At 51.0% G+C, this 14,015-nt stretch carries 14 protein-coding genes; 5 read left to right on the top strand and 9 right to left on the bottom strand.

Translation table 11 applies throughout. From position 1 onward, the window contains the following. Positions 1-15: 15 nt before the first annotated feature. Genes minC through minE form a run of 3 tightly spaced genes read left to right on the top strand, consistent with a single transcriptional unit; the run spans position 16 to position 1,782 of the window. The gene (minC, locus tag L4D19_RS08590) at positions 16-678 is read left to right on the top strand and encodes a septum site-determining protein MinC (RefSeq protein WP_075768439.1); all 663 of its coding nucleotides are present in this window, start codon (positions 16-18) and stop codon (positions 676-678) included. Positions 679-699: 21 nt separating this feature from the next. Continuing rightward, positions 700-1,512, top strand: coding sequence for a septum site-determining protein MinD (minD, locus tag L4D19_RS08585; RefSeq protein ID WP_075768327.1), 813 nt, complete (start codon positions 700-702; stop codon positions 1,510-1,512). Between the two features lie 6 nt (positions 1,513-1,518). Beyond that, the gene (minE, locus tag L4D19_RS08580) at positions 1,519-1,782 is read left to right on the top strand and encodes a cell division topological specificity factor MinE (RefSeq protein WP_428452125.1); all 264 of its coding nucleotides are present in this window, start codon (positions 1,519-1,521) and stop codon (positions 1,780-1,782) included. 46 nt (positions 1,783-1,828) lie between these two features. Here the strand turns inward: minE and rnd are convergent, their stop codons facing one another. From rnd to L4D19_RS08540, 8 genes are all read right to left on the bottom strand, one after another. Then, positions 1,829-2,950 (bottom strand): ribonuclease D, encoded by a 1,122-nt coding sequence (gene rnd, locus L4D19_RS08575; RefSeq protein WP_075768325.1) that lies wholly within the window; start codon positions 2,948-2,950, stop codon positions 1,829-1,831. Between the two features lie 95 nt (positions 2,951-3,045). Beyond that, the gene (fadD, locus tag L4D19_RS08570; protein WP_428452124.1) at positions 3,046-4,731 is read right to left on the bottom strand and encodes a long-chain-fatty-acid--CoA ligase FadD; all 1,686 of its coding nucleotides are present in this window, start codon (positions 4,729-4,731) and stop codon (positions 3,046-3,048) included. 129 nt (positions 4,732-4,860) lie between these two features. Beyond that, positions 4,861-5,781 (bottom strand): alpha/beta fold hydrolase, encoded by a 921-nt coding sequence (locus tag L4D19_RS08565; RefSeq protein WP_428452123.1) that lies wholly within the window; start codon positions 5,779-5,781, stop codon positions 4,861-4,863. 12 nt (positions 5,782-5,793) lie between these two features. Further along, on the bottom strand, positions 5,794-6,348 hold the full coding sequence (locus L4D19_RS08560) for a Slp family lipoprotein (RefSeq protein WP_428452122.1): 555 nt from the start codon (positions 6,346-6,348) through the stop codon (positions 5,794-5,796). A 57-nt stretch (positions 6,349-6,405) separates the two neighbouring features. Continuing rightward, positions 6,406-6,687, bottom strand: coding sequence for a hypothetical protein (locus L4D19_RS08555; RefSeq protein ID WP_075768321.1), 282 nt, complete (start codon positions 6,685-6,687; stop codon positions 6,406-6,408). A gap of 132 nt (positions 6,688-6,819) precedes the next feature. Beyond that, the gene (gene tsaB, locus L4D19_RS08550) at positions 6,820-7,521 is read right to left on the bottom strand and encodes a tRNA (adenosine(37)-N6)-threonylcarbamoyltransferase complex dimerization subunit type 1 TsaB (RefSeq protein WP_428452121.1); all 702 of its coding nucleotides are present in this window, start codon (positions 7,519-7,521) and stop codon (positions 6,820-6,822) included. Beyond that, positions 7,522-9,480 (bottom strand): DNA repair helicase YoaA, encoded by a 1,959-nt coding sequence (gene yoaA / locus L4D19_RS08545; protein WP_428452120.1) that lies wholly within the window; start codon positions 9,478-9,480, stop codon positions 7,522-7,524. 147 nt (positions 9,481-9,627) lie between these two features. Continuing rightward, on the bottom strand, positions 9,628-10,104 hold the full coding sequence (locus L4D19_RS08540; protein ID WP_428452119.1) for a group I truncated hemoglobin: 477 nt from the start codon (positions 10,102-10,104) through the stop codon (positions 9,628-9,630). Between the two features lie 152 nt (positions 10,105-10,256). Here L4D19_RS08540 and purU point away from each other — a divergent pair, with 152 nt between their 5' ends. Continuing rightward, the gene (gene purU / locus L4D19_RS08535) at positions 10,257-11,090 is read left to right on the top strand and encodes a formyltetrahydrofolate deformylase (protein ID WP_428452118.1); all 834 of its coding nucleotides are present in this window, start codon (positions 10,257-10,259) and stop codon (positions 11,088-11,090) included. A gap of 61 nt (positions 11,091-11,151) precedes the next feature. Here the strand turns inward: purU and L4D19_RS08530 are convergent, their stop codons facing one another. Continuing rightward, entirely contained in the window at positions 11,152-11,736 is a 585-nt protein-coding gene (locus L4D19_RS08530) for a VOC family protein (RefSeq protein WP_428452117.1), read from the bottom strand. 434 nt (positions 11,737-12,170) lie between these two features. Here L4D19_RS08530 and argS point away from each other — a divergent pair, with 434 nt between their 5' ends. Then, entirely contained in the window at positions 12,171-13,901 is a 1,731-nt protein-coding gene (gene argS, locus L4D19_RS08525; RefSeq protein WP_428452116.1) for an arginine--tRNA ligase, read from the top strand. The last annotated feature ends 114 nt before the right edge of the window (positions 13,902-14,015 follow it).

Below are 14,015 nucleotides of genomic sequence, written 5' to 3'. Positions count from 1 at the left end.
AGTCATTAAATGAGTATGACAAAACCAGCAGAACTGAAAGGGAGCTCTTTCACGCTCTCGGCCCTGCATCTTGTTGATGGGGACATCGAAAAGGCGACGGACTTTTTAAAAGAAAAAGTCAGTCAGGCGCCCAATTTCTTCGCCGCTGCACCCGTCGTCATCGACATTAGCCAAGCCGGCAACAACATCGACTTCAGTACATTAAAATCGGAAGTGCAAAAGGCAGGAATGATCCCTGTAGGGATAAGTGGCTGTAAAGATACTCAATTGCAAAGTCAGGCAAAGCGCGCCGGGTTTGCTATCATGAATGCTGCACGACAAACTAAAGCGGCCGAAACGGCCATGGAGCCAACCAGGATTATTCGCACGCCAGTACGCTCAGGCCAACAAATCTATGCCAAAAACTGTGATCTGGTAGTTATGAACCATGTCAGTGCCGGTGCGGAAATTATTGCCGATGGTTGTATCCATATCTACGGTACTATGCGCGGCCGAGCAATTGCCGGGGCCAGCGGCCAGCAACAGGCGCGTATTTTTTGTCAAAATTTGCAATCTGAACTGATTTCCATTGCCGGAAACTACTGGCTAAGTGATAAAATTGAAGCTGAGTTCTGGGGTAAAGGTGTCGTTATCTCACTTGCTGAAAATAATTTAAACATAGAGCATTTGGCTTTATAACGTTTGATAAGGAATTTATAGATGGCACGTATTATCGTTGTTACCTCGGGGAAAGGTGGCGTTGGTAAAACAACCTCCAGTGCAGCTATCGCATCGGGCCTTGCCTTAAGCGGCAAAAAAACTGCAGTCATTGATTTCGATATCGGCCTGCGTAACCTTGACCTGATCATGGGTTGCGAGCGTCGTGTCGTATATGACTTTGTCAATGTGATCAACGGTGAAGCCAACCTCAACCAGGCACTGATCAAAGACAAGCGCGTCGAGAACCTCTTCGTGCTGCCGGCCTCTCAGACACGTGACAAGGACGCCCTCAGCCGTGAAGGTGTCGAGCGTGTACTCAATGATCTGGATGAGATGGGCTTCGACTTTATTATCTGTGACTCACCGGCTGGTATTGAAACCGGTGCGCTGATGGCACTGTATTTCGCCGATGAAGCAATTGTAACGACTAACCCGGAAGTTTCTTCGGTCCGAGATTCCGACCGTATCCTGGGTATTCTCGATTCCAAGTCGCGCCGTGCGGAAAACTCGCTGGAGCCGGTGAAAACGCACTTGCTTCTGACCCGCTACAACCCTGCTCGCGTGACATTGGGGGAAATGCTCAGTGTCGGTGATGTCGAGGAGATACTGCACATTCCACTGTTGGGCGTGATCCCTGAAAGTCAGGCGGTACTGAATGCCTCCAACAAAGGTGAGCCTGTAATTTTCGACAAGGAATCCGACGCAGGTATGGCCTATGAAGATACCGTCGGCCGTCTAATGGGTGAAGAACGCCCGTTCCGTTTCCTAGAGGAAGAGAAAAAAGGCTTCCTTAAACGCTTGTTTGGAGGCTAATTCACTATGGCTTTGCTAGAGTTCTTCCGCCCCAAGAAACCAACAACGGCGAGCGTAGCCAAAGAAAGGCTACAAATCATCGTTGCCGAAAGGCGTACGGCCAACCAAGGCACGCCTAGCTACCTGCCGCAGCTAAAACAAGACATTCTTGAGGTGATCCGCAAATATGTTGAGATCACTCCGGACCAAGTCAGTGTCAACCTGGATCAGAAAGAAGAAGATCTCTCTGTTCTGGAGCTCAATGTCACCTTGCCGGATGAAGAAAAATAACCATCATTCAAAATAAAAGCCCCGGTCACTACAACCGGGGCTTTTTTTATCTGTCCAACAAAGGGAGAACACGCGCTTCGAACAGCTCCTTTCGCCAGTTCTTAAGCATATCGGGACGATCATCGTCAGGCCTTTGCTTTTTCCACGCCCATGAAATCAGCTGGTTGACCTGCTTCTTGGAGGCCAGAAACTCCGGGGCAAGGCCTGTTTCCTTCTCAACTTTTGCGACTTCATCCTTTATCCGCTTCACCAGCTGCTTATAGCCAGCCAGATCTACAAGCCGAACGATTTTTTCCGGGTACTGCTGAGGAGGCATATCATCAACATCATGCACCATTTTCAACAGGCGATTGGCATGGCGCTGAATCTCCATATTATCAAAGCCCTCTTTGGCCATAACGGCCTTGGAGCGAATGTTATAGCGCGCCAACTTCCACAGGTGCAGTTCTTTGACAATAAAGTTCAGAGCTAAGTCCCGCTTGCGGGCTTCCAGCAAACGCCACTTGGCCACTTTCTGCAACACGGCCAGCTGCTTGGGTTCAAGCTGCCAGGCATTCTTGATATCCAGATACACTTTCTCGGGGTCAACCGGCTTAATGCGCTTTAGCATAAGCGCAGCACACTCCTGCACCAATGCATCCTGCCATCCTTTCTCTTCAACCTGTGCCGAGAGCTTCTGGTACAGCGGCAGCAGATAAAACACATCTGCCGCGGCATAATCGAGCTGTTTTGCCGATAGCGGACGAGCCAACCAGTTAGTGCGAGCTTCGCCTTTATCCAGCTCTATCCCCAGGAAGTCATTAACCAGGGTTCCGAAACCGGCAGAGACGCCATAGCCGAGAAACGCAGCCATCACCTGGGTATCGATCATTGGTGTCGGCAGGCAGCCGGCGTAATGCTGAAAGACTTCCAGATCCTCGCCGCAGGCATGCAGTACCTTGGTGACTGACTGGTCGCGGAGCAGGGCCCATAGCGGCTCTAGATCGTCAATTTCCAGCGGATCAATCAAAGCCAAACTGTCCCCGTCAAACAGCTGGATCAATCCGAGCTTGGGGTACAGGGTACGCGTGCGGACAAATTCCGTATCAAGCATGACTGCCGCCTTGGTGCGGGCATGCTCGCAGACAATTTCCAACCGCTCAGTTGTTGTTATGATTTCAAAATTCACAGCAAACCTTTTTTATCAGTTATGACTAACCGAAAGAAAGTGCCGGCGTTATAGCCGGCACTCAAATTAATCTCATTGTAACCTGAATTGACAGCTTATGCTTCTTGCGGCTGCTTATCCGATTCTTCACGCAAAGCTCGGCGCAAGATTTTACCGACATTGGTTTTCGGCAGCTCGTCACGGAACTCGACAACCTTCGGCACTTTATACCCGGTCAGGTGCTCGCGGCAGTGCATCAGAAGCTCATCGCGGGTCAGACTCGGATCCCGCTTGACCACGCAAATCTTCACCACTTCGCCGGAGACTTCATGCGGCAGACCAATCGCGGCCACTTCCAGCACCTTGCTGTTCAGGGCAACAACATCTTCAATTTCATTGGGGTAAACGTTAAAACCCGACACCAGAATCATGTCTTTCTTGCGATCAACAATATGCAAGAAGCCGTCTTCGTCAAAGCGAACAATATCGCCGGTGGACAACCAGCCATCGTCCGTCAGTACTTCCTTAGTCGCCTCCGGACGCTGCCAGTAGCCCTGCATCACCTGAGGACCACGGACCTGCAGCTCACCAGTTTGATCGTTACCCAGCACATTGCCTTCGTCATCGACCATACGCACATCAGTAGACGGTACCGGCAAGCCAATTGAACCATTGTAATCAACCAGATCATACGGGTAAGCAGCCACTAACGGAGAGCATTCCGTCAAACCGTACCCTTCCAGCAAGTAGTTGCCGGTCATCTGCTTCCACTTGTCGGCCACGGCTCGCTGTACAGCCATGCCACCGCCAACCGACAGGCGCAGGTTACTAAAGTCAAGTTCGTGGAAATCTTCGTTATTCACAAGCGCGTTAAACAGCGTATTGACCCCGGTGATCGCCGTGAACGGGTAGCGCTGAAGCTCTTTGACAAAAGTCGGAATGTCACGCGGGTTGGTGATCAGTAGATTTCGGCCGCCCATCTCAATAAACAGCAGACAATTCACCGTCAGCGCAAAGACATGGTAGAGCGGCAGTGCCGTCACAATCAGCTCGCGTCCCTCGGTCAGTACCGGCCCGTAGGCCCCTTTGGCCTGCATGACATTGGCCAGCATATTGCGGTGGCTCAGTATCGCCCCTTTGGCGACACCGGTTGTCCCACCGGTATACTGCAGGAAGGCGGTATCGTCGCCGGACATGAACGGCTTGACGTATTGCATCCGGCGGCCTTTGCTCAGCGCCGAGCGCATGGAGGTGGCATGAGGAAGGTGGTACTTCGGCACCATCTTCTTAATGTACTTCACAACAAAGTTAACCAGCGTACCTTTCGGCCGTGACAGCTGATCGCCCAGTCGGGTCAGGACAACGTGCTGGACGCCAGTATTTTTCACCACGTTTTCTAGAGTGTGTGCAAAGTTCGAAACAATAACGATCGCTTTGGCTCCGGAATCGTTTAGCTGATGCTCAAGTTCTCGCGGGGTATACAGCGGGTTAACATTAACCACCACACAACCGGCGCGCAAAATTCCAAACAAGGCGATCGGATACTGCAGCAGGTTCGGCATCATCACTGCAACACGGTCACCCTTTTTCAGCTTGAGCTCATTTTGCAAATATGCAGCAAAAGCACGGCTGCGCTCTTCCAGCTTGCGGAAGGTCATGACCTGCCCCATATTGATAAAGGCTGTCTGGTCTGCATACTTCTGTACAGATTGCTCAAACATCTCTACCAGAGACGGGTACAAGTCCGGGTTAATTTCTGCCGGTACATCTTCCGGATAGCGGTTAAGCCAAACCTTATCCACTTTGCACTCTCCTTATTTTTTCTGGCGTCATCGCCCAATGCTTGTTGTAGGGGGACTCATTCAAACAAGTGTTTGTTACCACCATTACAACACAATTAACAAAGAATTAACAACAACTGATTGGACCAGTTATTTGAAATTTGATGTGAATACCACTACGTGTTCACAAACCGCCTGCGGGCTTTCAATATGACAGTGATGGCCACCGTCAACGACTACCTGAGAGCCATTCTGCAACCAATATCTCCCGCCATCCGGCTGACTCAGGGTTTCAAATCCGCTTTGGCCGATAATCGACAGCACCGGACATTGGATCTGTGACGCCAATGTCTTGGCATGCTCTTTGGCCATGCGATACAGGGAGTCACAGCGCAATTTATTATCATGCCGCCAATACCAGCTCGAGCCGTCCTGACAAGTGCCTCTCGCCACCAATGGGGCAAGTTGTTCTGCCGACAGGTGGTTGACCGCGCAGCGTAACTGCAAGGCCTCCTGGAACGACGACATTCCCCTGCCCTTTCCCCATCGCTCGGCCCGACGACGGTAGCGCTGCCTGCTGGCAATCCCGTCACGCAGGCGCTGTACCGCCAGCTCCGGCGACTCATGCAGCGGGGCAAGCCCTTCAATCAGCACAGCCCCGGCAACCTTGTCCGGAAAGACAGCCGCATAGCAACCGGCAACCAACGCCCCCAGCGAATGCCCGACCAGAAAAACCTCCCGGTCTGGCAACAAAGCCATCAGCTGATTAAGATCATCGATATAATCAACAAAATGGTAATAGTTATCCTTGCTCCTAGGCTGAGAATAACCATGGCCCGGCCAATCAATTGCAATCAGATGACACTTTTCCGCCAGTGTCACAAACAAGGCGTCAAAGCTGGCGGCATTATCCTGCCAACCATGCAAGAACAGTAATATCGGCTTTTGATCACACGGGTAGGACAGCGGCGATGAAGGTGAAACAACCTCGCCCGGATGCTGAAATGAACACAATCCCGCCAGCGTTATCTCCGCCAGCCGGAAGCGTGTATTGTACATTACATTCGACACAACACTCTCAATCTACTTGGTCACCCGTTGCGTGACCTCGCCCCGGGTAAAGCCTATGCCGTAGCTCATAAACGAGCATCGTGTACCGGTACAGTCATGGTAGCGGGCAAAATCATCAATCCGTATTTCCTGCTTGACCTGCCATAACTGCCGACCGGAAATATCCACAACAGGAAACTGGTAGTCAAAGTCGCCCACGGTCCCCAGCTCCTGACCGTTGACTATACCGACTACTGTCAGCAAGCGACCGGGGCGATACTCCAACGGTTCGATAAATCCTTCGACATATCCGACAAAGCGCCCCTGCGGTTTCGCATCTATCTTGGGTCTGCCGTCGCTGGTCAACGGCAGGCTGACTATCTCGATCCGAGTACGTCGTTTCTCATTGTGGATAGCAGCGATAACGCCACCAAGTCGCACTTCCTGATCCTGAGCAATCGCAGGATTATCGCGTATAAGCATAAAGTCGGTGATGGGGCTCTCTGACTGAGTGCGCAAGCTTTCAGGCACGCTGGCGCAGCCTACCATAAAGACCGTTAACAGCCCAAGAAATAGCACTCTAAACATCAGATACTCCTAGACAAATGCTCATTATCCAGTCAACTTTCCAGATTGTCAGACAGGCTAAACGTAGACGTCGACACCAACCAGGGAAGATAGCTCTTCCTTACGGTTTTGATACATTACACCCATGTAGGAATCTAGGGCCTGGCGATTCTTGCCCTCAGGTTCGTCATACTGAATTTTGGAATGGGCATCCTGGATCAGCTCCGGATCACGGACCGATTTGGCCACCGCTTTTGCGACCACCGTCTGTTCGGCAGCCACTGGTGCCTGTACCGGTTTATTGACCCGGGGCTTGTGCGGGGAGTGTATTGATGTTGGTAAACGTTGAATTGAAACCATAATGCAATACCTATCGGCAGAGTAGATCCTTCAGCTGATTTCAAAGACCGACAGAAGAGCCAAACAGGGCTCATTGCGGTACTTAAGATCGGGGTGCTGTGCTTTCAAAGCCCGGCACCCAGATTCTAGTTATTACTCACGGCCCGGCAGCTTCTTCCAGGTAACCGTGTCACGCAGGTAAACCGGGCTGGCATGCTCTGCATCAACGGCCTCGCCTCGAGTCAGCGCAAATTTCGCCAAGTGAACCATATCCTGCGAATCCGGATATAAAACAGTTCCTTTCTCCATTTGGACCTTCAGCTGAGCGAGAGGTTCAGCGTAACTCTCCCAACCTGTACCAGCTGTTAACCAAGGGCCATTGTCAGCGCGAAACTGCTCAAGCAATCCTTCAGGACGAATAACCAGCTCGTTGTCAACAACTAGCCAGTCACCATCGGCCTGGCGCTGGTACTGTCCCCAGTAAATCTCACCCATACGGGCATCAATGGCCGCCAGTACCTGCTCTGACTGATGCAGGCGATAGGATCCCTGAGCCATCGCCGCCAACGTCGAGACGCCAAGCATCGGCAAGTCCGCGCCAAAGGCCAGCCCCTGAGCGATGCCAATACCGATACGGACACCAGTAAAGCTGCCAGGTCCACGACCAAAGGCCAGTGCGTCTAGCTGGTTAAGCTTCAGGCCACCTTCGGCCAGAACGGTATCCACCATCGGCAGAATCTTCGTCGTATGCTCACGCGGGGCATACTCACAACGTGAAATGACATCGTTGCCTACCATTAGGGCAACAGAACAATTTTCGGTTGCAGTATCGACTGCAAGGATTTTGGTGCTCATTCAAGCCTCTGAATGCTGGTCGTCACACTGAACAGTACTCGCGTTTCCGTTCACTGCAGACAAAAACTGCCCGACACCATCAACATCCCTCGTACGTGGGATTGGTGGCAAGCTTCTTAAAAATACCGCGCCATACGGACGCGTTACCAAACGATTATCGCAGATAACCAACACGCCTTTATCCTGCTTATCGCGAATAAGACGCCCAACGCCCTGTTTCAGGGTGATCACTGCATCGGGTATTTGAACTTGCGAAAAGGGGTCCCCGCCACGCAGGCGACAATCCTCGATTCGCGCTTTCAGCAACGGATCATCCGGTGCTGTAAAGGGCAATTTGTCGATGATAACACAGCTAAGGGCTTGTCCTCTAACATCGACGCCTTCCCAAAATGCCCCCGTCGCTACCAACAAGGCATTGCCACGTTCCAGATATTCCGCCAATAACTTTTGCTTGGTCGTCTCTCCCTGAACCAGTACCGGCAAATCCAGTACCGCCCGAAACCCTTCTGCCAGTTCACGGACCATCTGGTGCGAGGTACACAGGAAGAAACAGCGGCCATCATTAGCCTCAATGACCGGAGCCAGCATCTCCACCAGCCTGTCGGCAATACCAAAGCTATTAGGTTCGGGGAGAAAACGGGGCACGCACAGCAGGGCCTGTTGCTGGTAGTCGAAAGGGCTTTCCAGCGCAAACTGCTGCTTGGGCTCTAACCCAAGGCGATGGCTGAAATGGCTAAAATCATCATCGACCGCCAGGGTGGCTGAGGTAAATATCCAGGCTCCCGGCTGCAACTGCATCTGTTCACGAAATTTTTCCGCCACCGACAGCGGGGTGATATTCAGGCTGAAATGACGCGGGGTACATTCATACCAATAGGAATAGCCGGTGATAGAGGTATCGGAAAGTCTGGCCAACTTAGCTTTTAGCAAGGTCGCCCGCTCGAAAGCCGCATCAAGTAACTGGCTACGCCCAAGGGCCAGCTTGAGCACCTCATGGGTCAGATCAAGCGCGTCATTTAACCGGGTCAGCTCACGCTGAATCGCCGGGCTGGTTACCGCTTCGCGCCAGTTGCCACGAAAACCGGGGTCGCCCAGCACGATACGTAAATCCGAAGCTGACTGAGCCAACCTATCGGCCGTTTTCTGCAGCTGACGCATGTCTTTTGCTTCGGTGCGATAGCCAATTTCGACATCTTTCGCCAGTTCCTGCACCTGGCGGCTGGTCAGGCTCTGACCAAAATACTGACTGGCAATATCCGGCATCTGGTGAGCCTCATCGAAGATAAAGACTTCTGCTTCAGGAATTAATTCACCAAACCCTGTTTCCTTGATGGCCAGATCCGCCAGGAACAGGTGGTGATTCACGACGACGACATCTGCTTCCATTGCCTTGCGGCGCGCTTTGACAACAAAGCAATCCTCATAGGACGGGCATTCCCGGCCGATGCAGTTGTCGTTGTTTGAAGTGATCATCGGGATCACCGGACTGTCTTCGGCAATCGTTTCGCACTCGCCAAGATCGCCGGTGTGGGTGGTCGAAGACCAGCTGCGGACCTTCACCAGTTGGCTCAACAAGGTAGGATCGACATGCGTACCATGACTTTCGGTGATCTGGCGACTCAAACGGTCGAGGCACAAGTAGTTGGCCCGTCCCTTCAGCAGGGAGACCAACCCGGTAAAGCCCAGGGCATCAGCCATCAAAGGCAGATCCCGGTGAAAAAGCTGCTCCTGCAAGTTCTTCGAACCGGTACTGATAATGGTTTTTTTACCGCGAACCAACGCCGGAACTAAATAGGCAAAAGTCTTGCCGGTACCCGTCCCCGCCTCCACTACCAGCTGGGTCTGTTCACAAATTGCATCATCGACAGCCTGGGCCATGTCAATCTGCGGCTGGCGAGCCTGGAAACCGGGTATAGCTTTGTCGAGTGCGCCACCTGAGGCGAAAAACTTGGCAATCATTCCAACGAGCTTATTGGTTATATATACAGTAGAAAAATAACATTATGCCAAGTTTGCCAGCCTGCGACTATGGTTATTTATACCCAGGATGTCGATGGGTTAGACGAGCAGATCTCTGGTTGCATTATTAGCAACCAGAGACGGTTATTAGGGCGCAGTAACAATATCAGCTTTGGTCGAGCCGACAATTTCCATTAGCTCTTGCTGCTCTTTTTCCGGCACGCCATGTTTGTCCAGTACCCCTTTCAGCAAGATCTCCATCTGCTGCCAGTCTTTCTCAGAAATGTTCAAGTGGACATGGGCATCTTTCATTGACCGCCCCTGATATTTACACGAGCCGCCAGTGGCATTGCAAACCATTGCCGTAACCTGGTATTTCAGGTAGGGCGCTGGAACCACTTTTCGTGCCGCATCAATTGCCGGGTTGGCATTAAGAGTGTCATCGACCACTATCACATCGATAAAATCACTGACGACAACTGAAATGGGCTGCAATCCCCCGAGCCGGGTATACAGCGACTTGCTGTCCTTGGAGTGACTGTCGGCATAGGCGAAGCCAATACTAAGAAACGGTAGAGCGAGCAAAAGGGTTTTCAAAAAAAATGTCAGCCGGTGTGACCACATAGCTTCCTCCTAGATAATGCAACTCATTAGTTAGGTTTTTGTACAAATGGCAACTATCACTGAAACTAATTCGAATTTTGTTTTGACCCTGAAATAAATACGCGGTAAATAAAAGAGAACGGAAATATAAATATAGTAGTTCAAGGAAGCACATGGAAACCAAAACCCTTCTCACCGACTGCCCAGATGCAATGGGTTTAATATCTAAAATCACCAACATCTGTTACAAACACCAGTTAAACATTATTCATAACAACGAATTTGTTGATCACTCCCATACCCGCTTTTTCATGCGCACCGAGCTGGAGGGGGTATTTAACGACGAAACCTTCCTGTTCGATCTTGACCGCGCGTTGCCCGAAGGCAGCTACCGCCGTCTGGTTAGCTCGGCCCGCAAACGCATTGTCATTATGGTCACCAAAGAGGCACACTGTCTGGGCGATATTCTGGTCAAAGCCTTCGACGGGACCCTGGATGTTGAGATTGCAGCCGTTGTCGGCAACTACGATACGCTGGCAGGGCTAACCGAGAAGTTTGATATCCCGTTCCACCATGTCTGCCATGAAGGGCTGAGCCGCGAGGCTCATGAGGAAAAAATGCTTGAGGCCGTCGAGCAGTACAGTCCCGACTATGTCGTACTGGCCAAGTATATGCGGATCCTGACGCCAAACTTTGTCGCCCAGTTCCCGCACCAAATCATCAATATACACCACAGCTTCCTGCCGGCCTTTATCGGTGCCAAGCCGTACCTGCAGGCATTCGAGCGCGGGGTAAAAATCATCGGGGCGACTGCCCACTTTGTGACCAACGATTTAGATGAAGGCCCGATCATTACCCAGAATGTCATCAATGTGGATCATAACTTCAGCGCCGGCGATATGGCCCGATCCGGGCGTGATGTTGAAAAGTCGGTTCTGAGCAAGGCACTTGGCCTGGTGCTTGACGACAAGGTCTTTGTACACGGAAACCGCACCGTCATTCTCTAACAACAAATACCTTTTACGTTGCGGGCTGCTAACTGGCCCGCAACACAAGGCTCATTCTGAACTAGCCTTGTTCACTTGCAATCACATCTTTGAGCGAACAAGGATGTAGCTTGATACACACACCCTGCTTCTTAAAGGCATACGTTGGATTCGGCAGGCGTTCTTTTTCACCCGACGGCATGCTGGCCTTTACCTTAATATCTTGCTCAGCCAGTTTATCCCACGCTAACAGCGGAAACGCCTCATCCAGTCTGATTTTAAGCTCATCAGTATTATTGGCCCTGGCCGGAATAACAAACTCAATATGCTCCCAGCCTTGCTGCGGATAGGACTTGTCGCCCGGATACGGCAGTTCCAGTGCTTCAATGCGCCAACGACCAACTTCTAGCGGCTGGTGAAAACCAATCACAATAATCGGCCGACCGTTGATTTCGTTGTTCGACCACTCCTCACCGTATTCCAACCAGGCATGGTGCAACGCCTTGGCCACTTCAAGGTCATTCACCCGTAATGCAATATGATCAGCCTGGTAGCCAGACAACGATATATTCATCTCTTGCGCCAGAGACTCGATACGCGCAACAAAAGCAGGCAGCCCTGCCAGCATTTGTTCGGGGTGAAGGCCGGCATCAATTAGCTTCTGCATGTTTTTTCTCCAGTTAATACTGCATCGGAAAACGAACGCATAATTATCCACAGTTTTAGGTTTATAGAAACCCCGTTCAAGGCGACGACAAGCCTTGTTGCTGCTTGATTTGTGCATAATTTTCACGTTCTATCCAAAACGAAAAAAAAATCGCAAACAATGCCTTTTTCGGGTTGCCAAAACACCTAACTTTGTGGGTATTATTAAGGCAATGCAATGTACGTATTCAAGATATCACCTCTGATCCAAGAGAGTGTCCCGTCAAAAATACTCATGTGATCCCCACCAGCATTCATTATGCTGCAATTGATGTGGCCTGCTTACGTGATTATTTTTGACGGTTTTGCTTCTGGCAGCTCTTGAATACCGTGACGTTTTTGCCTCGCCAGTACAATCAGTCTACTGGCGAACTAAATGATTTAAAGGATAAGCGTGTGAACATTCAAGCACTAATTAACAATAAAGTATCTCAGGCATTAGAAGCCGCAGGCGCACCAGCAGGTAGCCCAGCAGCGGTTCGCCAGTCTGCGAAAGCACAGTTTGGTGACTACCAGGCTAACGGTGTCATGGGCGTAGCCAAAAAGCTTGGCACTAACCCTCGCGAGTTCGCACAAAAAGTTATCGACGTACTGGATCTTGACGGTATCGCAGAGAAAGTTGAAATTGCAGGCCCTGGCTTCATCAACATTTTCCTAAGCAAAACCTGGCTGGCCGAGCGTGCCGAAGAAGCTTTGGCTGACGAACGTCTTGGCGTTGCCAAAGAAGAGCAGAAAACTATTGTTGTCGACTACTCAGCGCCGAACGTTGCCAAAGAAATGCACGTTGGCCACCTGCGCTCAACTATCATTGGTGATGCTGTTGTTCGTACCCTTGAGCACCTGGGTCACAAAGTCGTGCGTGCCAACCACATCGGTGACTGGGGTACTCAGTTCGGTATGCTGATTGCCAACCTGGAACGTGTTCAGCAAGAGTCTGGCGAAGTTTCAATGGAACTGTCTGACCTTGAAGCCTTCTACCGCGAATCCAAAAAGCTATACGACGAAGACGAAGAGTTCGCAAAGCGCGCACGTAACTACGTTGTTAAGCTACAGGGCGGTGACGAGTACTGCGCAGAAATGTGGAAGAAGCTGGTTGACGTTACTATGGTCCAAAACCAGCATAACTATGATCGCCTGAATGTATCCCTGACCCGTGATAACGTCATGGGCGAATCCATGTACAACGACATGCTACCAGGCATTGTTGCCGACCTTAAAGAGAAAGGTCTGGCAGTTGAAGACGACGGCGCACAGGTTGTCTTCCTTGAGGAATACAAGAACAAAGACGGCGAGCCTATGGGTGTTATCATCCAGAAGCGTGATGGCGGCTTCCTATACACCACCACCGATATCGCCTGTGCCAAATACCGCTACGAGCAGCTTGGCGCTGACCGTGTGCTTTACTTCATCGACTCACGTCAGCACCAGCACCTGATGCAGGCATGGACGATTGTTCGTAAGGCCGGCTATGTACCAGAAGAAGTTACCCTGGAGCACCACGCCTTCGGTATGATGCTGGGTAAAGACGGTCGTCCGTTCAAGACCCGTGCGGGTGGTACCGTTCGCCTTGCCGATCTTCTGGACGAAGCAGAAGAGCGCGCAGCGAAGCTAATCGAAGCGAAGAACCCCGATCTGGATGCGGCTGAAAAAGAGAACATTGCCAAGACTGTTGCGATGGCCGCAGTTAAATACGCAGATCTTTCCAAGCACCGTACCACTGACTACATCTTCGACTGGGACAACATGCTGGCCTTCGAAGGTAACACGGCACCATACATGCAGTATGCATACACACGTGTTGCTTCTATCTTCAAACGTGCCGATGTTAAGCTTGCTGATCTGACGCACCCTGTTGTGATTAACGAAGAAAAGGAGCAGGCACTTCTGTCCACCCTGCTTCAGTTCGAAGAAGCCGTTCAGACCGTTGCTCGCGAAGGTCATCCACACGTAATGTGTAGCTACCTGTTCGAGCTTGCCGGCAAGTTCTCTAGCTTCTATGAAGCCTGCCCAATCCTCAATGCCGAGGAAGCAGTGAAGCAAAGCCGTCTGAAACTGGCTCTACTAACAGCTAACACTATCAAGCAGGGTCTTGATCTGCTAGGTATCGAAACACTAGAACGTATGTAATTTTTGCTATTTCATTCAAAGAAATAACCTGTTACATACTAAAAATCCGAAGCCTTCTAGGGTATCCTTAGAAGGCTTTTTTTATGCTACCAGCATTCAATCAGTTTGCTTTTG

Source organism: Photobacterium kasasachensis, assembly GCF_050336885.1.
Classification (GTDB): Bacteria; Pseudomonadota; Gammaproteobacteria; order Enterobacterales; family Vibrionaceae; genus Photobacterium; species Photobacterium kasasachensis.
Note: the sequence above shows the minus strand (reverse complement) of the source record. Positions and strands in the feature narration are given on the sequence as shown.